Source organism: Cyanobium sp. Morenito 9A2 (assembly GCF_024345575.1).
Lineage (GTDB): Bacteria > Cyanobacteriota > Cyanobacteriia > PCC-6307 > Cyanobiaceae > ATX-6F1.
In genome coordinates, this window is the sequence record NZ_JAGQBJ010000012.1 from 1 (window position 1) to 19,364 (window position 19,364).

Below are 19,364 nucleotides of genomic sequence, written 5' to 3' on the forward strand. Positions count from 1 at the left end.
CGTTGCCACCTACTCGTTTGAGCTCAAAACTCCCACCACCGATGGTCCAGGGGTTGAGAGCAACGTCTTTACCCTGAGCACGTCCGATGGCACCACCAGCTCAGCGAATGCGACGCTGACCGTCAACATCACCGATGATGTGCCGGCGGCTATCACTGATCGTGTGGAGCTTGCGGGTGGTTCCATCACACCGGAGAAACCCAATATCCTCATGATTCTGGACTTTTCTGCCAGCATGCAGGGGAATAACTTTAGCGCTCTTAAGGCGGGTCTAACAACACTTGCAGAAGCCTATGAAGCCAGAGGCGGCTTTACTATGGAAATTGTTGGATTTGGAGGATCCGCAACGGGTGTCAAATCAACGAACGGAACAACGTTCACTCCTACAACAATCCTTTCAGAAACTTTTCTGTTTACAACTGCTGCACAAGTTAAAGCATTCATCAATTCAATCGCCAACACGACGACCGCACTTGACCCCTGGGGTCCAGGCAGTGGTACAAACTACGACGCAGCAGTACTGGGCGGTGTCAGGTACTGGGATTATGCCAAGTCACTCATTTCTGGAGAGACAACAGGAAATTCAGTTGCTTACTTCATATCAGATGGGGCACCCAGCACTACCGCCAATCAACTCGACGCAACTCAACAGAGCAACTGGGAAACCTATGTCAACAACAATTTTTCTAAATCCATCGCGATTGGTATTGGGGCGTCAGCGCCAGCCGATGCCGATCTCCAAACAGTGGCTCATACTCCGGGGGGTCCGTCTGGGAACACTGATGACACAATTTATGGAGCAAGTACGACAGATAACTCTGCTCTGATTCAAGCATTGCTCAATGCTTTGAATAGTGTTCCTACTGTTTCCTCCGGCAATTTGCTCCCCAACGACGTCCCCGGAGCTGACGCTCCCCTGACACTTGTTTCAGTCACCTATGGATCTACCACGGTGACATTCAACTCAACCACCACATCCGCCAGCTTCGTTACGGCAGCAGGCAGCGTGGTGATCAACAACACTGGTGGTGTCACCATCACTGGCGTAACAGGTAATACTACTGGCCTTACAGATTCTATTTCATACATAGTCAAAGACGCAGACGGTGACGTAGCGACATCGACTTTAGTAATCAATCAAGGCGTCACATTGATTGGCACAAATGCCGTCAGCACTCTCACGGGAAGTTCTTATGCTGATGTCCTTTATGGTGGACTCGGCTCTGACAGCATGACCGGAGGAGCCGGTGCCGATCGCTTCCTCTTCCTCAAAGGACAAGGTAGCGCAGCGGACATTGACACGATCACGGATTTCACCACTGGTGTTGATTCTATCGTGGTGCAAGGCTCAAGTATCTCTCAGGTTCAAGTATCAGCCGCGACAGTGACAGGCAGTGGGGCTACCACGGTCAGAGATTACACTGTGACCATCACTTACATCGATGGCACAGCTAACGACACGTTCAAGATCAAGCTGACAAACAACAATTCACTTACAGACGGCAACAAGACAGGAACCATTGCTACTCCCAATGGCATTCAAATTTCCTCTACGTCGGCCACGATCGATGGCACCATCGTTGGCGCCACCCTCTACATCGACATCAACCAGAACAACCAGGAAGATAGCGGCGAACGTCTAGGCGTCACCGATGCCAAGGGCCATGTGGAATGGGTGGTCGATCTCGGCAAATTGGATGTCAACGGCGACGGCCAGTACACCCTTGGAGAAGCCCGAGCCGTTCAATCTGGTGGCCTTGACGTTGACACAGGCCTGACCTATGAGATCAATCTCTACGGTCAGGTGGGCGCCTCCATCGTCTCGCCTCTCACCAGCCTGCTGCAGACGCTGCTGGAATCTGGGAGCAGCCTCGCTTCGGCCAATGCCGAGCTCGCCCAGCATCTGGGTCTGCCTGTGGGAGCCGATCTCACCAGCTTGAACCCGATCGAGGGCAGCCATCAGGTGCTCGTCCAGAACGCGGCGGTGATGACCGCAGCCGTTCAGTTCTCTGAGTTGGCGGCTCTTCACCTCGCTACTGATGAGGGCCATGCCTCCTTCGCCGTGTTCCAGGCCATTTCCACGGCTATCACAGCTTTATCCGATGGTCAGGTGGCTGACTTCAGTGACGCGACTCTGCTCCAATCGATCTCCAGCCATCTTGGCCTCTCGGACTTTGCCGGGCAGGATGTGGTGGAGTTCATGGTTGCCAGTCAGCTTGCTCTCCAGCACAGCATCGATAGCCTCCAGCCTGGCGACAATTCCCTTGCGGCGATCAGTGCTGTGCAGCAACTCACCCAAGGCTCCTATGCCGATGTGCTGCAATCTGTCGCGACCGGTGACCTCTCGGTCCATGCTCTTGATGACCTGACCCACACCCTCACGGCCTACAGCCAAGGGGACATCAGCATCAGCCAGCTAAGCAGCTTCGATCATGCCTTGAATGCCGCTAACGCTGATGATCAGATCACTGATCTTGAGTTCACCCAAGCCCTTACCACACTTCCTGGTCACACCGAACCTGCGGCCTTGGTGCTGGTTGCCGATGATGTACACGCTTTGGTCGATAACTTCCTCACCAACCTCCACACCAACGACAGCGACGGTACTGTTCTTAGCCATAACGACGTGGTCTATGAATTGGATGTGGCGGTTAGCGCCTTCATCACGGACCACGGCATCACGGCCGATCAGTACCATGACATCCACCAGCAGGTAATCGACCACATCGCCCAGGATCTTCAGGACCATGGTCTGGTTGATTCCACTGCCATCCAGCACGATCCCGCGGGCCATGCCGATGGCAGCGATGTTATTGCGGCCCTGGACACCCACTTCCAGGACCTCTACGACACCCACGTCATTCACGATGTCCATGTCGACGATTATTCGTCGCATGTGTGATTAGCTTGATCACAGGCCCAGTTTGCTTAAGCACCATACCCCGATTGCTTCGCCTCTCGGGGCTTTTCCTAAGCTTGCCTGTGACGGCGACGGCTTCCAATGCTGTACGCATTGAAACGATGGGCGCGCAGGCATCGCTTCATCAAGCTCCAGTTCGTCTCCTGGGTTAGCTCCGCCTGCAAGACGTCGCCGACCTCTGGCCATGGCGTTGATCAGTCCATCATTATCTGTTCCGCTGTCCTCAGACAGCCCGGTATCAATGACGTTGGCGGGAGTGATGGCTCCCGCCACTGATTCAACGATTCATTCGTACCTGGGTTGTTTCCATTGTTATGTTGCGCTGATTTTTTCTGATCTCGAAAAGTTTTCATCAGCTGCCCACCACTTCTTCGGCACCTCCAACGTGTCAACCCGACATCCGTGGTTCTGTGGATCGGCATGCGCGCTCTTGCCAGGTCCTGCAGATCGTCCATCTGTCCGACGGACCCAGGAGTCGATTGGTCGCGTCACACAGGTCGTTCGCCAGGGGTCCGTTGAGCTCACTCTGATATGTCCCCCCCCCCCCCTTGAGGCTCCAGGTGCCATGGGAGTGAGAGTCCATGCTGCAGCTGCTTCAACAGCCTCCAGGGGCCTTCGACGCCTGATGAGTTTGCCCTGGATCTGTGGATAGGTCGCTATGGGTCACGCCATGACCATCAGACTCTCCATCGATGACCTACCCCACCAAGCCCCGGTGCCGATTCACGGCGCTGCGGAAACAGGAGGCTGTCGCGTTCTGCCCCCAGGATGGCCTCTCCTGCTCCGCCGTCGCCCGGCGGCTCGGCCTTCCCTCCAGCAGCCTGGCCCGCTGGGTGCTCCAGGCCCGGATAGCCCGTGATGATGGCGGCCCCGGGACCCAGGGCCTGCTGACCATTGAGGAGAGGGCAGCGTTGAACAGGCTCCGCCAGGAGAACCGAGAGCACAGGAGGGAGAAGGATTTTCAGGCTGGCGGCAGCGCACTTTGCGTAGTCCGCAGGTCTTCCCTTTGCGGTGAGAGCAGCTGCCGCCGAGAGGTTTCGGTTGATCCACCATCTGACGGTCCGCTTCTCCGTCTCCTGGCTGTGCCGGCAGCTTGGGGTGGCCCGCAGTGGCTCCTCCGCCTGGCTGCAGCGGCAGGAACACCCAGGACCCAGGGCTCGTGAGAACGCTGTGATCACCGCTGAGATTCAGGAGGTGCTCCAACGGCACCGTGGCTTTTACGGCTCCCCGCGCGTCCACCGGGAGTTGGCGGCTGGCGGCCACGAGGTCGGCCGCCACCGTGTGGCCGGGCTCATGAAACGCACTGACCTCAAGGCCAGGACCCGCAGGGGGTTGCGGCCCTGTCGCAAGGCCAGCAGCGGCGCCTGCGGAGTGGCGAAGAATCTGCAGCAGCAGGACTTCCAGCCTCCGGCTCCGTAGCCGCAGACTTCTCGCGCAGCGAGTATCGCTGCTGGGCTGGTGACATCACCTGCATCCGCACCACGGCCGGCTGGAGGTACCTGGCCGTCTGGGTCGATCTGTTCAGTCGCCGGGTGGTCGGCTGGAAGATCGACCGCCGGATGGAGGCGTCTCTTGTGGTGGAGGCGCACAACCGGTCCCTTGGCCACCGGCAGGTGGAGCCAGAGCAACTTATCCTCCACACGGATCAGGGCAGCCAATACCGGGCTGCTGACTACCGCGATCTGCTCAGGGAGCAGAAGATCGTCTGCAGCATGTCCGCCAAGGGCTGATGCTGGGACAACGTTGTGGTGGAGAGCTTTTTTCCACCCTCACACTGGAATTGGACCTCGATGACAATCGAGAGGTGCTGATCTCACCCCAGCAGCTGCAGCGTGACCTGGCCTTCTGGGTTGATGGCTACTGCAACTGGGAGCGTCGCCATTCAACAATCGGTTACCTCAGCCCGATTGATGATGGGCAACAGTTCATCACTGCCCTTCAACTCACCCCTGTGAAGCCCTGAGCGGTGTCCACGACATCGGGGCAACCACTGACCTATGCACCTCAGACCAGCGGCAAGGCCGAAGCTATGGCCTCCAGCCAACTTCGTCTACATCTAAACGGTCCTGGCGGAATGGACTTGCGTGATCGCCAACCAGACATCAGATGAAAAAAATCAGCTGGCTACCACGCCATCTGGGGCCAGACGGGAGCAGAAGGTGTCACATGGTTCGCTATGGTCTTGTACTTCGGCAATGCCCCCAGGGGTTGCTGATTGCTTAATGAGTTAGTGGGAACAATGTCGATTTAGCTGTGACTTGCTGCAGCACTCCTGCGTTGCTGCGATCGGCGTGTACCGAGGACTGACAACCAATCGTCATCAAGTTCCGCTGCAATGGTTCTGCTGAATCAGGAGGTCATGATCGACGCGAACCGTTCAGTGTCCGTTCGCGTTCCCTGGAGCGTGCAAGTGAAATCCCCAGACAGGAGCAGGGGGTTGATGGAGGCGTGATCAGGCCAGATCCTCAGAAACAGAAGGGAAGAAACTGGGTATGGCAGGCGGTGTAGCCATCAACCAGAGGACCGAGACCGATCTGGTGGGCAATGCCGGCACCGGTCAATCCCTCTGTGATAATGCCGATCACGATGCCGAGCATGGCTGCGCGGCCATTGAAAAGCTCAGCACGCTTGAGTTGCTCCATGTGGACCTGATGGATAGGGCCGTCCTGGAAGAAAGTCTTGTTGGCTGGGGTGTTGGTCATTGATCTGAACAGATTTGTGGGAGGTGTTTGTGGGTCAGTCCGCGAATCTTGGCTGTAGCAGTGCAAGGCAAACCCAGGCACCGATGAGGACGATGCTGAGGGAGGCAATCATCGGTGCCTCGGCGCAAGGTCGCTCGGACGACTGAGCACATAGGTCACCATGGAGGTGAGGGCGAGGACAAGGCCGATGACGGCGGTGATAGCTGTGGTGTAGTCGCTGCTCATGGCAATCAGCCCAGACCGATCTGGGAAAGGATGCCCTGGCCGGTGAGCAGTTCGGTACCAAGTCCGATCACGAAGCCGAGCATGGCCAGACGGCCATTCCAGGTCTCAGCGAAAGCAACGAAACCAAAGCGCGGGGAGGAATCAGCCATGTCTGTTTCAAAATGTTTCGTGAATTGTAACAGGTTGTAAAGGCAGGCGTGTGCGGCCGGTCGGGGAAGCACTTAGCCGATGGCCTGTGGCTGCTGCGCGAAGCCCAGCGCAGACGGCCCAGCCGCTGGGGCCCTGACGATCCAGAGATCCCGACCCGGGCTGCCGGTGAAGGTTTGGCCATCGTTCCCCTGGCCAAACCACGTAGACGACCTGGAGCCTGCAACAACTTGCTGATTGCTGAACGGCCGCCGGTGAACAGGATGGATCGGGTTGTTTCGGATTTGTGCCCGTCAGCCCACCCCGGTGGCCCTTGTCTGCGCAGGCAGGTCCTTGTGTTGAAGAATCCGCCATGTCAGCGTCAGCGGCAGCCTGCGCAGGCCACCCTGACCCCGGCTGAGCCCGCTGGCCGTTCAGCGCCGGCAGGGGCGCACCAACAGGCCCTGCTTCGGCGAGGGGCTGGGGATGAGGCTGAGCGTCAGGTCCTGATCCGGCTCCAGCTCCACGCTCAGCTGTTTGAGCAGCCCCACCGCCAGCAGGCGGATCTCCAGCTCGGCCAGCGCCTTGCCCAGGCAGACCCGCTCACCACCTCCGTAGGGCAGCAGGGTGACGGTGCGCTCGACCGCCAGGTGACGCTGGGGCCGGAACACCTCCAGATCCTCGCTGCCGCTTCCGTAGCGATGGCTGGCGGCGATGCTGACCTGCACCACCCGATCGGCCGGCACCAGCACACCCGCCAGGGCAATCGGCTCCCGGGTGCGGCGGAAGAAGCCCCCCACCGGCGGGGTGAGCCGCATCACTTCTTTCAGCGCCGCATCGAGGCGCGGGGCACGGCTGGCCTCAAAGGCGGTCACGGCCTCCCCGGGCGCTGGAGGCCAGGGCAAGCCGTCGAGTTCCTGCTGCAGCCAGGCCAGCTCGGCGGGGTGTTGCAGCAGGCTCAGCAGCAGGCAGCTCAGCGAAGAGGCGGTGGTTTCGTAGCCGGCGAACAGCAGCAGCAACAGCTGCTCGGCCACGTCGTCATCGCCCAGGGGAAGGCCAGCTTCATCCAGGCCACCGGCCAGCAGATCGAGCCCGCCGGCCGCGAGGGGCGCTCCAGCGGCTGCGGCGCTCTGCGCCTTCTTGAGCACGGCGCCCAGGCGTTGAAGCAGCCGTTGGCGGGCCTGAAGGGCTTGGGCGTAGGGGCTGCCGGGCAGGGCGAACGGCAGGGAAAACAGTCCCTGGCACCAGGTTTCGAAGTCCACGAACAGGGCCTCGCGATCGACGGGATCCAGCCCCAGCACCGTGCTGGCGATCACGCTGAAGGCGAAGCGCCTCAGCTTGGGCACCAGGGCCACGGGCGATGCGCCGCCGAGCAGCTCCCCGCTGAGCTCATCGACCAAAGCCACGATCGCCGGGCTGTAGCGCTTGAGGGCAGAGGAAGCGAACAGCTGGCCCACCACCCGACGACGGGCCTTGTGATCGACGCCGTTGCGGTTGGCCAGCGACAGGGGTCCCAGCAGCTTGCGCACACTCTCCGGCCACCATCCCTCGACGGCATCGCCCTGGGCGAACAGGTCGCTGATCGCCTTCTCCCCCCGGATGAACACGGTGCGCTGCCCCAGAAGGGTGGTGCCGTACACATCGCCGTAGCGCTCGAAGCGGGAGCGGGCGAAATCTGGATCACGAAGGAAGGAGAGGGTCTCGAGCACCCCGCTCACAGCTGGCGTGATCGGCAGCGGCCGAAGGGTGGCGGGATCGAACAGCAACCAATGTCTTCCTCAGTGCTGACCAGACTGGCAGCGAGCAGCCGGCACTGCGAAGGCCCCGGCTGGCCGCGCAGCTGCCAGGCTGAATCGCCCTGCCAAGGAACCATGGCGCCCAACGCGACCATCGCGGTGGCCCTGGAGGGGCAACTCCGGCTCGATGACCAGCCCGCTTTCCACGGGGCCGTGGCGCTGGCTCGCCGCCATCGCGGCGGCCGCCTGGTCGTGCTCGCCTGCCGCCCTGAGCTCCAGCGCCTGCGGGGAGCCCCCCAACGACGCTTGGCCGCGGAGGCGATGGCTTCGTTGCAGGCTCGCCTGGCGGAGGCGGCCATCCCCCTGCTCCATGTCCCCCAACTCACCTGCGCAGCGGCGCTCGAAGCGAACCGTTCCCTGCTGCGCCACGATGCCGTGCTGCACTGCCGCGAGTGCCGGCTCTTCGCCGACTGGCCGGTGGCGGCCGAGACGTTTCCTCGCATGTTCTCGGACTTCCGCCGTGGCCTGAGCCGAACTCCGGAGCCACCGTTGCCCCCAGCAGATCTCGCCGGGCTTGGCGGCGGGCTGCAGGACTGGCCCGAGGCCTGGCTCAGGCCGCCGGCACCAGGTCCGCCTCCAGCGGCCCACGGCGGCGATCTCCGCAGCGCCTTTCCCTTCAGCGGCGATGAGCCCAGCGCCCTGGCCCGGCTGCAGCACTACCTGTTCGGCTCCGATGGCCTGCGGACCTACAAGGCTACCCGCAATGGTCTGGTAGGCACGGAGTTTTCCTCGAAGTTCTCCCCCTTCCTGGGCATCGGCTCCCTCTCGGTGCGGCGAATCTGGCAGGAGCTGCTCCGTTACCAAGCGCTCCATGGCGCCGATGAGGGTTCCGAGTGGATGAAGCAGGAACTGCTCTGGCGTGAGTTCTTCCTCTGGTCGGAGCAGCGCCATGGCGCCGCCTTCCACGCCCCCGGCGGCCTCCAGAACCGGCCGCCGCAGTGGGACGCGGACCGGGAGCGCTTCGCCCGCTGGACCCGGGGCGAGAGCGGCCATCCCCTGATCGATGCCCAGCTGAACGAACTTCTGGCCACGGGGTACCTCTCCAACCGGGGCCGCCAATGGGTGGCCTCCCATTTCGTCAACGAGCTGAGCCTGCCCTGGACCTGGGGCGCCCGCTTCTTCGAGTGGGCCCTGATCGATGCCCACCCCGCCGTGAACACCGGCAACTGGGCCTACCTGGCCGGTGTGGGCTCTGATCCCCGCAGCTTCGGCGGCCAGCCGCGCCGCTTTGATCTCGAGCGCCAGGTGCGTCTCTACGACCCCGGCCAAACCCACCGCCAACGCTGGTCCTGACGCCATGGCCCTGACCCTGTGACTTTCACCCTGATCCTTGGCGATCAGCTGCACCGCGGCTGGTTCAGCCCCTCGCCCCTTCAGCTCGCTCCCGGCAGCCGGGTCTTGATGATCGAAGACCTGGCGGTGGCGTCCGCCTACCGCTACCACCAGCTGCGCCTGCTGCACACCTTCGTGGCGATGCGCAGCTTCCGCGATGCCCTGATCAAGCGTGGCGCCTTGGTGCATTACTTCGAGTTGCCGGCCTCGGCGGGTGTGTCCTTCTGGGAGCGGCTGGCGCTTGAGCTGGCCGGAGGCCAAGAGCTGCGGGTGGCGGAGATCGCCGACCGGAGCTTCGCGGCGCGGTTGGAGCGGTTCTGCCAGGAGCAGGCGGCGACCCTCACCGTGCTGCCCTCGCCCGCTTTCCTCGAATCGGGGGCCGAGAGCCGGGCCTGGTTTGAAGGCCGCCGCCGCCCCTTCATGAAAACCTTCTACGAACGTCAGCGCCGGCGCCTGGGACTGTTGCTCGAAGCCGACGGTTCGCCGACCGGCGGCCAGTGGAGCTTCGACGCGGACAACCGCCGGAAGCTGCCGAAGGGATACAGGGAGCCGCCGCTGCCGGCGGTGGCGGCCAGCCCCCATGAACCGGTGGTGCGGGCGCTGATTGCCAGCCACTTCGCCGATCACCCCGGAGAGCTGGGGCCGCTCTGGATTCCCTTCGATCACGCAGGGGCCCAGGCCTGGCTGCAGCAGTTCCTGATCGAGCGATTGGAGGAGTTCGGCCCCTACGAAGACGCGCTGAGTGCCCACCACGACACCCTGAATCACTCCCTGCTCTCTCCCCTGCTCAACATCGGTCTGCTCACGCCCGCCGGCGTGATCGAGGCGACCCTGGCCCACGCGCAGAGCCGGCAGACCAGCGACCGACCGGTCCCGATCGCCTCGCTGGAGGGGTTCCTGCGCCAGGTGATCGGCTGGCGTGAGTTCGTGCGCGGCATCGACCTGGTGCACGGCCAGCGCCAGGCGAGCAGCAACTTCTGGAACCACCGGCGCCGCCTGGCCCCCTGCTGGAGCGAGGGCAGCACCGGCCTGCCACCTCTGGATGCCGCGATTGAGCGGCTGAATCGCCTGGGCTACAACCACCACATCGAGCGGCTGATGGTGATCAGCAACCTGATGCTGCTCTCGGAGATCCATCCCGGCGAGGTGCACCGCTGGTTCATGGAGCGCTACCTCGATTCCTACGAGTGGGTGATGGGCCCCAATGTGTACGGCATGGGTCTGATGAGCGATGGCGGCCTCTTTGCCACCAAGCCCTACATCAGCGGCTCCAACTACATACTCAAGATGGGCGATTTCAGGAAGGGGCCCTGGTGCGAGATCTGGGACGGTCTCTACTGGCGCTTCATCGAGCGGAACCAGGGGTTCTTCCGCGGGAACCCCCGCCTCTCGATGATGGTTCGCCTGCTGGAGAGGATGGATCCCCTGCGGCGGCAGGGGTTGAACACCGCAGCGGAGGCGTTCCTGGAGCGGGCGACCTTGGGGGCCTAGTGAGTCGACCACGACCCCGCTCAGGAACGACGACACCCGGCTCGAGCACTCAAGGAACTTCAGCCTCCACGGCGTTTCGGCCACCATGGCCCGACCGCTCCACGTCCAGGATCCTTTCCTCTGCTGCTTCCTGTGGGGGGTGTGCCTCGGGCCGGGTCAGGACTGATGGACAGGTGCAGGAGGATGTCAGGCCAGATCCACATCCACCGATGGCACTGATCCCGCGCTGGCGCTACATGAGCGAAGAGGCGAAGGCGCTGACCAAGCGAACGGCTGTGTCGGCTCTGGTGGTGCTGCTGGTGGTTCTGATCTTCCGGGCGCTGCTCCCCTGGGTGGTTGTCGCACTGGCGGCCTGGTGGATGTGGAAGGCAGTGGGCAAGTAGGTCTCCTTGGCTCCGCCGTGGGGAAGGGGCAAGCCCTGCCCCTCTGGACTCCTCCATCAACCGTTCGCCCAGATCCGTTCCAAAGCTTTGCGATTGATCCACCAGACCCGCAGACCGCCGAAAACCAGGGCAAGCAGAGCGCGTGGGAGCGAGCCCCCCGTTCAGGTGGTCGATCACGCCGCCTGCCGGCCCTTCGCCCATTGGCGCTCCAGAGACGCGCGAAACAGCTCCACACCATTCGCTGCTGGCACAGGGTGTCTGACGGCCCAGTAGATCCGCCAGACCTTCAGAGCCACGGCCAAAGAAAAGACGGCCCAAGGCCCCAGGATCCAGAGTGAAGACTCCATCTCTCCATTCTGGCCCAGGAGCCCGGGCACCGCTTCGTCTGCTGGTGTTGTCTGACTGACCATGGGTTCTCTTCCCTGATGCCCCATCCCATCGACCACCCCACCAAGCTTTGCCTGGTCTGTGGGCGACCCTTTCAATGGCGCAAGAAATGGAAAGACGTTTGGGAGGAGGTGCGTTACTGCTCAGGGCGCTGCCGCCAAAACCGCCACCGGAGGACCTCCTTGGAAGCTTCGACGGGTGGTTCCACGACGACGCCCGAGCTCACCCCCCCCAGGTCCCTCCCCCTAGGGTCGAGGACCTCGATGTTTCAGGCCTCCCATGCAATCTCCGATGCGCTCCGGCGCAGACAACGGCTTGGGCGGCCTCTGGCAGCTGACCGTTGCGGCGATTCTGGTCGTGCTGCTGCTGCTGTCGCAGACGGTGTTCATTGTTCCGGCGGGCACCGTCGCGGTGGTCACCACCCTCGGCAAGGTCACCGGTGTGCCGCGGCAGCCGGGGGCCAACTTCAAGATCCCCTTGGCCCAGAACACCTCGCTGTTCGATGTGCGCACCCAGGTGAAGCCGGAGCAGTTCTCCACCCTCACCAAGGATCTGCAGGTGATCCAGGCCACCGCCACGGTGAAGTACGCCATGAAGCCCGACGAGGCGGGCCGCATCTACGAAACGATCGCCACGGACGACCAGCAGATCTATCCGCGGGTGATTCAGCCCTCGCTGCTCAAAGCGCTCAAGTCTGTGTTCTCCCAGTACGAACTGGTGACGATCGCCACGGAGTGGAACTCCATCTCCGAACTGGTGCAGGAGAAGGTCGCCGATGAGCTTCGCAAGTTCGACTACGTGACCGTCCAGGGTCTGGATCTGACCGGTCTGCAGATCGCTGAGGAGTACCGCGCCGCGATCGAGCAGAAGCAGATCGCCGAGCAGCAGCTGCTGCGGGCCCAGACGGAAGTGCTGATCGCTGAACAGGAGGCCAAGCGATACCAGACCCTCAACTCCAGCCTCGATGACCAGGTGCTCTACAAACTGTTCCTCGACAAGTGGGATGGCCAGACCTCGGTGGTGCCCGCCCTGCCGGGAGCGGCCGGGGGCGGCAATCCGGTGATCGTCAACGGGCGCCGTTGATCTCCGTGCTGGTGACGGCCCAGCAACGTCGTTCACCGCGATCCCCGCCAGGATCGAGCTCCTTTCGCCACCCCCCCCGCCCGTGTCCAGCTTCGATCGCCGATCCGTCCTGCTGGCCCACAACGCCGGCGTCTGGGAGGGCTGTTTCATCCGTCTGGATGGACGCGGCGTTGAGAGCGAGCGCTTCGGCACACGCCTGCTGGTGCAGGAAACAGGCGGCCAGATCGAAGCGGCCCTCACCTACCTGAACACCGGCAAGCTGGCCACCATGGGCTTTACCGAGCCGCCGGATCTGATGGCGATCAGCCCCGAGGGCCACTGGAGCCTCGGCCCCGACAGGACCGGCCCCTGGCCCGCGGTGATGGAGCTCTGCCTGGTGGACGGCGAGCGCCGCCGGCGGGTGGTGGTGCGCCACGGCGCCGAACGGCTCGAGAGCGTGGTGGTGGTGGTGGAGGCCCGTCCCGGGGTGGCGGATCCGGCTCCGGCGGCGCCCCTGCGGGCGGCGGTCCTGATGGGGGGCGATGGCCCTGCCTGCACCTGGCAGCTCAGCGCCGACCTCACCCTCACCACAGCGCTGGAGCGGCGCATCGGCGCCCCCCTGGCGGTGACGCTCCGCTGGCAGAGCACGCCCGGCCGGGAGCTGGTGCTGGAGCGGGCCTATGGCGCCAACGGCCTGCCCCAGGTGGCGCCTGCGCTGGTGTGAGCGCGCACGGGGGCCTTCCAGTGTGATCATCACCATCGACGTCCACCGAGCTCCCCTGAGGGAGCGCATGCCATGACGACCCCGCCTCCGACTGGCGTTCCAACGGCGCTCTCCGGCCTCGGTGGCTTGGCCCACATCGGGATCCGCGTTCACGACCTGGAGCGATCGGCGGCCTTCTACGCCCGGCTCGGCTTTCAGTTCGTGGCTGGGCCGATCGGCCCTGAACCGGTGGCGATCCTCAGCCACCCCAGCGGCCTGGAACTCAATCTGATCCTCAATGCGCCCACGGCGGCGGCGGCCAACGTCCTGATGGACGGCCCGGACAAGCCGGCGGGCCTCACCCACTTCGCCCTGCTCTGCAACGACCTGGACACCGCGATCAAGGAGCTGCGGGCCGTGGGCCTGGAGCCGAGCGCCGGGCCGGTGGACTTCGGCGGCCAGGCCCGCGGCCTGTTCCTGCGCGATCCCGACCGCAACGTGATCGAGCTGCACCAGCGGCTCTGATCTGAGGTTCTTTTCTGAGTCCCTGGTCGGGGCAGTGGAGCGGTGAGGAAACGTGAAGCCGCTGCTGAGCCGCGGGAGTGGCCCCGACAATGGGAGCCAGGGACGTCAGGATCCTTCGGTTTGATGCCCATGAAGGCGCCCCTGAGTGAGCGAGAGAACGAGCGGCTGGAAGCTCTTCGCGACTACCGCATCCTCGACACAGCGCCCGAGCGGGCCTACGACGATCTGACGGCCCTGGCGGCCTACATTTGCGATGTGCCCATCGCCCTGGTCAGCCTGGTCGACACGGACCGGCAGTGGTTCAAATCGAGGTTCGGCCTGGAGGCCACAGAAACCAGCCGGGACGTCTCCTTCTGTGCCCACGCCATTCTCGAAGACGACATCCTGGTGGTCCAGGACACCCACCGCGATGCCCGCTTCGTCGCCAATCCCCTGGTCACCTCGGAGCCCCACATCCGCTTCTATGCGGGCGTCCCCTTGCTCTCGCCTGAGGCCTTGCCCCTGGGCACCCTCTGCGTGATCGACCACAGGCCAAGGGAGCTCAATGCCGCCCAGATCCGGGCCTTGGAGGGGATCGCCCGCCAGGTGGTGACCGAGCTGGAGCTGCGGCGGGTGTCCGCCCGGCTGGCTGAGGCCCTGGAGACGATCAACCTGATCGAGGGGCTGATCCCGATCTGTTCCTATTGCAAGGCGATCCGCAACGACGCCGGCTACTGGTCGAGCGTGGAGGCCTTCATCAAGCAGCATGCCGATGTGTCCTTCACCCATGGGGTGTGCGAGGCCTGCATCGACAAGCACTTTCCTGAGGTGGCTGAGGCGATGCGCCAGCAGGACGCCGGGCGTCCTTGACGCGCTGGCCAGGGCTCACGGCGCCGGTGCCCACGCCCAGCGCCAGCGAACTGGGAGGCGGCGAGATGGGGTGCCGCACGACGTCCGCCGGTCGCAGGAGACAGACGCGATGATCAGAAGCCGGTGCGGGCCAAACTCCATCGCCCACCCTTGATCCGTGCGTTCAACACCACAAAGGCGAGCAACCGCCAGGGAACTGGCGCGATCCCCGGGCCCCATCGGCTCCAGGCTTGTTCTCGCCCTGCTGGCGGCGCTGACCCTGCTCCCCGCCGCCCTGGCCCAGCCGGGGATCCCCATCCCCCTGGCGGAGCCCCGGGGCCAGACCCTGCTGCTGCAGAGCAGCGACCGCGCCGACTACGGACCGCTGGCCGAGCAGTTCCTCACCCAGGCCAACCCAGCCTACTGCGGCGTGGCCAGCACGGTGATGGTGCTCAGCAGCCTGGCGGTGCCGGCCCCGGCGGCGGCGGGTTACGGCCGCTACCGCTTCTGGACCCAGGAGAATGTGTTTGAAGCCGCCGCCACCCGGGCGGTGCTCAGCCCCGAGCGGGTCCGCCGCCAGGGCATGACCCTGGAGGAGCTGCGGGCGCTGCTGGCCAGCCATGGACTGCAGGCGCGGGCTGTCCCTGGCGATCGCCTCAGCCTGGCCCAGTTCCGGCTGATGCTGCGCAGCAACCTCAGCGAGGGGGGCGATCGCCTGCTGGTGAACTACGACCGCAGGGCCCTCGGCCAGGCCGGTGGCGGCCACATCTCCCCCCTGGCCGCCTACCACGCCCCGACGGATCGGGTGCTGATTCTCGATGTGGCCCGCTACCGCTATCCATCGGTGTGGGTGCCCCTGGCGGATCTGTGGCAGGCGATCCGCACGATCGACCGCAGCTCCGGCCGCAGCCGCGGGGTGGTGGTGGCGCGGCCGATCTGACGGGGAGACCTCCGTAGGCTTGGGACGGCGGTGTGACTCCCCGGGCTGACGATGCTCTTTCAGATCAGGCATGCCCTGCGCTACGTCTACGACCGCCCGGTGTTCCTGGAGCCGATGACGGTGCGGCTCACCCCGCAGCAGAACGGCCACCAGCGGCTGTTGCAGCATCACCTGCGCGTCATGGCCGAGCCCGCCGGCCTGAGCCGGATCGTGGAACCCGACGGCACCGATGCGCTCGTGGTCTGGTTCGACCGGGAGCGGGCGGAACTGGAGATCGAGATGGAATCGGTGGTGGAAACCCTGCTCGAGAACCCCTTCGGCTGGATCGAGACCCATGGGGCGGCCCAGAAGCTCCCCGTGGCCTACCCGATCGAGGCGGCCGACTCCCTGGCGCCGACCATGGGAGCGGCGACATCAGGGTCGGTGCGGGTCTGGGCGGAGACCCTGGCCGAGGCGGCCGATCGATCAACCACGGCCTTTCTGGTGCGGCTGGCCGATGAGATCCACGCGGGCTTTCACCATGTCGGACGGCTCGATGGCGATCCGATGACGGCGGAGCAGACCTTGCAGACCCGAAGCGGTGCCTGCCGCGACACGGCCACTCTGTTCGTGGAGGCCTGCCGCAGCCAGGGCCTGGCGGCCCGCTTCGTGAGCGGCTATTCGATGCACCATCCGCCGGAAGTGAGCGAACACGAGCTGCATGCCTGGGCGGAGGTCTACCTGCCGGGGGGCGGCTGGCGCGGCTACGACCCCAGCCTCGGCCTCGCCGTCGCCGATGGCCATGTGGCCCTCGCCGCCGCGCCCGATCACCGCCTGGCGGCACCGGTCACGGGCACCTACCGCGGCACGGGCGTGGGCTCACAGATGACCTACAGCGTGAGCGTCAAGGCGACGGAGGCGGAGCCTGAGCTGGAGTGGACACCTTGATCAGCAACGGCTAGCGGGCGACGGAAGGAAGCGAGGCCCTCGCCGTCGTCCTGGCTCCCTTAGTCGTCCTGAACTGTCGCTCGATGGGGAGGTTGGCGCCATTCCTTCAGCCGGTCCCGCAGCTTGTGCTGAAGAATCAGGCCGGCCAGCACGACGGTGACGGCATTGGCGACCATCAGCGGGCCGTTCCGCGTCAACACGCCGTAGACCAGCCAGAGGGCAATGCCGCTGGTGAACAGGCTGTACATGCCCAGGGAGATGCCACGGGTGTCCCCGCGCCTCAGTGTTTTGATCGCCTGCGGAATGAAGCTCAGGGTGGTCAGCGTGGCGGCCCCATAGCCCAGCAGGTCAATGGTTGTTGATGGTGGAGCCATGGAGGTTGTCAGGGCTTTGAGGCTAGGGCGAAAGGTGGCTGGGGCTGATTGCAGCGGTTGCCAGGTCTTTGGCTGATTCGTCGTCAGCTGGGCCCCCGCAACTGGGCGCCTTGCCATCGCGAGTCTTGGCTGAGCGGTTGTTTATCGCGGAAGCCCGGGGGCAGGGGATGCCTCTGCCCCTGGCCACGCGCCGCAGCGGTGCCGGCTGCTCAGGCGTCTCCGACGCCCGATCCTCCTGGGCCTCGCACTGGCTCAGACGCGGGCGGTTGGTGGAGCCGCAGGCCCGCAGTTTGGAGTGGACAAGCCGTCTTCCGCCAGCACAAGGTTGATGGCCCGCCACCGATCACCTCTGCAATGGTGGGGCCATGCTGCTGGCCCTGCTGCACGCGGATGGTGTCGCCGACACCGATCGAGAGCACCGTGGCGGAGCGTTGTTGGTTGGCCTGCGCCGTGCCTACATAGAAAACGTTGCCCCACCCAGCGATGAACGCAGCGGCACCGATCAGCAGCCACCTGATCAAAGGCTGAGCACAGGCTCGATCTGCTCCAGCAGCGCTGGCAATGGCTCGCTCAACGTGATCCACACCTCTTCGAAGTCCCCGCGGTCCGAGGCATGGATCAGCCCATCCCGCATCTCGGCCATCTCCCGCCAGGGAATCTGCGGATGGTGCTGAGGTCAGGAGTCACTCAGACGCTTTGCTGGCCACGAACGTCTCGCGATCGGGGATGGGGAATCCTTGAACCCGACGGATCGCGGTCAGGATGTCGGCCATGGCATCACGGTCCCTTGGCTTGATCACAGGGGAATGGCGTCCCGCTCGGCAGAAGCCAGGACAGCAGGCTTGAGATTGCGTCGGCGAATCAGATCCACGCGGCAGTGCAGCTTGTCCTCCAGAGCCAGCTTCAGGGCAATGCGCCCCAGCAGACCGGTGCGGGGGGGGGGGGGGGATGTCCACGAGGAGATCCATGTCACTGTCAGCTCAAGCCTGATCACGGGCCACCGAGCCAAATGCCGCCACATTGCTGGCGCCGTGCGCCGTTGCGATCTCCCTGATTCTTGGAGCCTGAGCCAGCAGGTCGTCCAGGCGCATGGCTACCCAGAAGCCATGGCCAGCCTAAGAGAGACAGCTCAGCTCGGCACGTCTCCTCGCGGCCTTGTTAGGGCCGAACTCAGTTCCAATGAGAAGGGCGCCCCCTGTCGGGCGCCCTCGGCCGGTTGCAGGGAACTGACTTGAACAGCCCTGGTCGAGGCCTCTGATTCATGGATAGAGCCGCCTGCCATGGTTGTGAGGACGGCAAGCCGATCCTCCCGAGCGCCGGCGGGGGGAGTCTGGATTCATCGCTATTAAGCCTGGATTGAACGCCATTCAGCAAGGAGAGGCCATGACCACGACCCTGGAGAGACCCACCACGCTTCAATGCGACTGCCCGAGCTGCCACTGCACGCTGCAGCCAGATAGCCCGTGCCGCAACGGCGTCCTGCGCTTCTGCAGTGACGCCTGCGCCAAGGGCCATCCCAACCAGGAACCCTGCCCCGCAGGTTGCGGCTGCGACTGCCACGGCTGAGGCCTGGGGTTTGTCCTGCCGAGCTCAGCGATCGGCTTCGATCAGCTGCCTCGATCCGCCCGGCGTCGACAGCGGCCTGGAGGCTGGCGTGATCGCGCTCCGTTTGGTCGGCATAGGCGGTGGCGAAGCGTTCGATCGCCCGGTCGGCCGCCTCCCCCACACCCAGGTAGCCGCTGATCATGGCAGCGTCACCGCCGCGGGCGTGGGCGTGGGCGCGGGCCAGCGACCGGCCGCAGTCGTCGGCGTCATCGTGGAGTCGCAGGGGGGAGATGTCCTCGATCGGGTACGACAGTTTCATGTCACACGGCTGCAGCACGAAACAGTCGTTGCCGATCCGGCTGCGGAACCAGCCGAGAAACAGATCGTTGCCGGATTGCATCAGCCGCTGGCCCATCACGACGCGCTGGCCGTGGTTGGTCAGGGTGTAGGGCTCCAGCACCGACGGGTTGGCCTGCTTGATCTGCAGGATCAGGGGATGGCCATCCTCGGAGACGTGCAGGGCCACCAGGCAGCGGGTGCCGACGCTGCCGATTCACACCACCTTGAGGGCCACATCCTCGAGGGTGTAGCGATCCAGCAACACACGCAGCTCATCGGACAGGGAGAGTCGATAGTCCTCCAGGTCTTCGCTGATCCCCTGCTCCAGTTCTCCATGGCAGACATGGGTGAGCACGGGAGGTTGGTCGGTGAGCCGGCAAGGGCCATTCGCCAGGGTGGTGATCTTGGGGAACAGCTGATCCGCGATCCGCCGGCCGGCCTTGGCGGTGATCGACTGGCGTGACGTTCTGATGGCCTTGGTCGGTGCGGCCTCGATCAGATCGTCGGCATCAAAACGGGCCTATCAGACCTCAAGCGGGCTGGCATGGATGTATTTCCGCAGATGCTGCCGGTAGGAGCGGACGTAGCGCCGGGCGGCTTTGCGGCACTCCGCTTCGTAATGGTTGTTGTCGCGGCCGGCCAGCACGAAGCTGGTGGCCAGACGCCTCACGTCCCACTCCCAGGGGGCGGGGATGGGGATCATCCGGGCTGTGATTGTCTCGCCGCCGCCGCTGAAGCGAACCATCTACTGAACGCCGG

Annotated in this window: 21 protein-coding genes and 2 pseudogenes; 16 read left to right on the forward strand and 7 right to left on the reverse strand. The window is 64.2% G+C overall.

Annotation, left to right across the window (positions count from 1 at the left end; genetic code table 11):
• The 5 genes from KBY88_RS12950 to KBY88_RS12965 form a co-directional block, all read left to right on the forward strand.
• Positions 1-2,902: hypothetical protein (locus KBY88_RS12950; RefSeq protein ID WP_254940356.1), on the forward strand; the 2,902-nt coding region annotated here is incomplete at its 5' end.
• Positions 2,903-3,612: 710 nt separating this feature from the next.
• Positions 3,613-4,083 carry a transposase gene (locus KBY88_RS16305; protein WP_396103143.1) on the forward strand — a complete coding sequence of 157 codons (471 nt, stop codon included), beginning with the start codon at positions 3,613-3,615 and terminating at the stop codon, positions 4,081-4,083.
• Positions 3,965-4,339 (forward strand): IS3 family transposase, encoded by a 375-nt coding sequence (locus tag KBY88_RS12955; protein WP_396103179.1) that lies wholly within the window; start codon positions 3,965-3,967, stop codon positions 4,337-4,339. Before KBY88_RS16305 ends, KBY88_RS12955 begins: the two co-directional genes overlap by 119 nt.
• 80 nt (positions 4,340-4,419) lie before the next feature.
• Positions 4,420-4,650 carry a DDE-type integrase/transposase/recombinase gene (locus KBY88_RS12960; RefSeq protein WP_254940450.1) on the forward strand — a complete coding sequence of 77 codons (231 nt, stop codon included), beginning with the start codon at positions 4,420-4,422 and terminating at the stop codon, positions 4,648-4,650.
• Entirely contained in the window at positions 4,650-4,883 is a 234-nt protein-coding gene (locus tag KBY88_RS12965; RefSeq protein WP_254940358.1) for a hypothetical protein, read from the forward strand. Before KBY88_RS12960 ends, KBY88_RS12965 begins: the two co-directional genes overlap by 1 nt.
• Positions 4,884-5,385: 502 nt before the next feature.
• Here the strand turns inward: KBY88_RS12965 and KBY88_RS12970 are convergent.
• The 3 genes from KBY88_RS12970 to KBY88_RS12980 form a co-directional block, all read right to left on the reverse strand.
• Entirely contained in the window at positions 5,386-5,622 is a 237-nt protein-coding gene (locus KBY88_RS12970) for a chlorophyll a/b-binding protein (RefSeq protein WP_254940359.1), read from the reverse strand.
• Between the two features lie 230 nt (positions 5,623-5,852).
• Positions 5,853-5,996, reverse strand: a complete 144-nt coding sequence (locus KBY88_RS12975; RefSeq protein WP_254940360.1) for a CAB/ELIP/HLIP family chlorophyll-binding protein — start codon at positions 5,994-5,996, stop codon at positions 5,853-5,855.
• A 411-nt stretch (positions 5,997-6,407) separates the two neighbouring features.
• Entirely contained in the window at positions 6,408-7,739 is a 1,332-nt protein-coding gene (locus KBY88_RS12980; RefSeq protein ID WP_254940361.1) for a cytochrome P450, read from the reverse strand.
• 105 nt (positions 7,740-7,844) lie between these two features.
• Between KBY88_RS12980 and KBY88_RS12985 the strand changes: the two genes are divergently transcribed.
• The 10 genes and pseudogenes from KBY88_RS12985 to KBY88_RS13030 all read left to right on the forward strand — a co-directional run bounded on the left by KBY88_RS12985 (position 7,845) and on the right by KBY88_RS13030 (position 16,347).
• Positions 7,845-9,062 (forward strand): FAD-binding domain-containing protein, encoded by a 1,218-nt coding sequence (locus KBY88_RS12985; RefSeq protein WP_254940362.1) that lies wholly within the window; start codon positions 7,845-7,847, stop codon positions 9,060-9,062.
• Positions 9,063-9,080: 18 nt separating this feature from the next.
• Positions 9,081-10,592, forward strand: coding sequence for a cryptochrome/photolyase family protein (locus tag KBY88_RS12990; protein ID WP_254940363.1), 1,512 nt, complete (start codon positions 9,081-9,083; stop codon positions 10,590-10,592).
• A gap of 209 nt (positions 10,593-10,801) precedes the next feature.
• Complete coding sequence (locus tag KBY88_RS12995) at positions 10,802-10,975, forward strand: hypothetical protein (RefSeq protein ID WP_254940364.1); 174 nt, start codon at positions 10,802-10,804, stop codon at positions 10,973-10,975.
• 425 nt (positions 10,976-11,400) lie between these two features.
• Positions 11,401-11,514, forward strand: a pseudogene (locus KBY88_RS13000) (DUF2256 domain-containing protein); the annotation flags it as partial.
• A gap of 127 nt (positions 11,515-11,641) precedes the next feature.
• Entirely contained in the window at positions 11,642-12,445 is an 804-nt protein-coding gene (locus KBY88_RS13005) for a prohibitin family protein (protein WP_254940365.1), read from the forward strand.
• Positions 12,446-12,527: 82 nt separating this feature from the next.
• The gene (locus KBY88_RS13010) at positions 12,528-13,148 is read left to right on the forward strand and encodes a hypothetical protein (protein WP_254940366.1); all 621 of its coding nucleotides are present in this window, start codon (positions 12,528-12,530) and stop codon (positions 13,146-13,148) included.
• Between the two features lie 72 nt (positions 13,149-13,220).
• Complete coding sequence (locus KBY88_RS13015) at positions 13,221-13,652, forward strand: VOC family protein (RefSeq protein WP_254940367.1); 432 nt, start codon at positions 13,221-13,223, stop codon at positions 13,650-13,652.
• Positions 13,653-13,781: 129 nt separating this feature from the next.
• Positions 13,782-14,501 carry a GAF domain-containing protein gene (locus tag KBY88_RS13020; RefSeq protein WP_254940368.1) on the forward strand — a complete coding sequence of 240 codons (720 nt, stop codon included), beginning with the start codon at positions 13,782-13,784 and terminating at the stop codon, positions 14,499-14,501.
• 157 nt (positions 14,502-14,658) lie between these two features.
• Positions 14,659-15,420, forward strand: coding sequence for a phytochelatin synthase family protein (locus KBY88_RS13025; protein WP_254940369.1), 762 nt, complete (start codon positions 14,659-14,661; stop codon positions 15,418-15,420).
• A 51-nt stretch (positions 15,421-15,471) separates the two neighbouring features.
• Positions 15,472-16,347: a transglutaminase family protein gene (locus KBY88_RS13030; RefSeq protein ID WP_254940370.1), complete on the forward strand. Its 876-nt coding sequence runs from the start codon at positions 15,472-15,474 to the stop codon at positions 16,345-16,347.
• A 59-nt stretch (positions 16,348-16,406) separates the two neighbouring features.
• On the opposite strand, the gene KBY88_RS13035 is transcribed toward KBY88_RS13030, so the two are convergent.
• From KBY88_RS13035 to KBY88_RS13045, 3 genes are all read right to left on the reverse strand, one after another.
• Positions 16,407-16,721 (reverse strand): SWEET family sugar transporter, encoded by a 315-nt coding sequence (locus KBY88_RS13035; protein WP_254940371.1) that lies wholly within the window; start codon positions 16,719-16,721, stop codon positions 16,407-16,409.
• Positions 16,722-17,238: 517 nt separating this feature from the next.
• The gene (locus KBY88_RS16310; RefSeq protein ID WP_396103149.1) at positions 17,239-17,364 is read right to left on the reverse strand and encodes a ribonuclease HepT family protein; all 126 of its coding nucleotides are present in this window, start codon (positions 17,362-17,364) and stop codon (positions 17,239-17,241) included.
• A 153-nt stretch (positions 17,365-17,517) separates the two neighbouring features.
• Positions 17,518-17,694, reverse strand: a complete 177-nt coding sequence (locus KBY88_RS13045; RefSeq protein WP_254940373.1) for a hypothetical protein — start codon at positions 17,692-17,694, stop codon at positions 17,518-17,520.
• A gap of 410 nt (positions 17,695-18,104) precedes the next feature.
• Between KBY88_RS13045 and KBY88_RS16420 the strand changes: the two genes are divergently transcribed.
• Entirely contained in the window at positions 18,105-18,287 is a 183-nt protein-coding gene (locus KBY88_RS16420) for a metallothionein (RefSeq protein ID WP_254940451.1), read from the forward strand.
• An 85-nt stretch (positions 18,288-18,372) separates the two neighbouring features.
• Here the strand turns inward: KBY88_RS16420 and KBY88_RS13055 are convergent.
• Positions 18,373-19,350, reverse strand: a pseudogene (locus KBY88_RS13055) (DUF2252 family protein); the annotation flags it as partial.
• Between the last annotated feature and the right edge of the window lie 14 nt (positions 19,351-19,364).

What these genes read in the sequence shown, in the direction of transcription:
- KBY88_RS13020 (WP_254940368.1), top strand. Translation starts at nt 13,782, where the DNA reads ATGAAGGCGCCCCTGAGTGAGCGAGAGAACGAGCGGCTGGAAGCTCTT.
- KBY88_RS16305 (WP_396103143.1), top strand. Translation starts at nt 3,613, where the DNA reads ATGACCTACCCCACCAAGCCCCGGTGCCGATTCACGGCGCTGCGGAAA.
- KBY88_RS12965 (WP_254940358.1), top strand. Translation starts at nt 4,650, where the DNA reads ATGCTGGGACAACGTTGTGGTGGAGAGCTTTTTTCCACCCTCACACTG.
- KBY88_RS13015 (WP_254940367.1), top strand. Translation starts at nt 13,221, where the DNA reads ATGACGACCCCGCCTCCGACTGGCGTTCCAACGGCGCTCTCCGGCCTC.
- KBY88_RS13030 (WP_254940370.1), top strand. Translation starts at nt 15,472, where the DNA reads ATGCTCTTTCAGATCAGGCATGCCCTGCGCTACGTCTACGACCGCCCG.
- KBY88_RS13035 (WP_254940371.1), bottom strand. Translation starts at nt 16,721, where the DNA reads ATGGCTCCACCATCAACAACCATTGACCTGCTGGGCTATGGGGCCGCC.
- KBY88_RS12995 (WP_254940364.1), top strand. Translation starts at nt 10,802, where the DNA reads ATGGCACTGATCCCGCGCTGGCGCTACATGAGCGAAGAGGCGAAGGCG.
- KBY88_RS12975 (WP_254940360.1), bottom strand. Translation starts at nt 5,996, where the DNA reads ATGGCTGATTCCTCCCCGCGCTTTGGTTTCGTTGCTTTCGCTGAGACC.
- KBY88_RS16310 (WP_396103149.1), bottom strand. Translation starts at nt 17,364, where the DNA reads ATGGCCGAGATGCGGGATGGGCTGATCCATGCCTCGGACCGCGGGGAC.
- KBY88_RS16420 (WP_254940451.1), top strand. Translation starts at nt 18,105, where the DNA reads ATGACCACGACCCTGGAGAGACCCACCACGCTTCAATGCGACTGCCCG.
- KBY88_RS12985 (WP_254940362.1), top strand. Translation starts at nt 7,845, where the DNA reads ATGGCGCCCAACGCGACCATCGCGGTGGCCCTGGAGGGGCAACTCCGG.
- KBY88_RS13005 (WP_254940365.1), top strand. Translation starts at nt 11,642, where the DNA reads ATGCAATCTCCGATGCGCTCCGGCGCAGACAACGGCTTGGGCGGCCTC.
- KBY88_RS12970 (WP_254940359.1), bottom strand. Translation starts at nt 5,622, where the DNA reads ATGACCAACACCCCAGCCAACAAGACTTTCTTCCAGGACGGCCCTATC.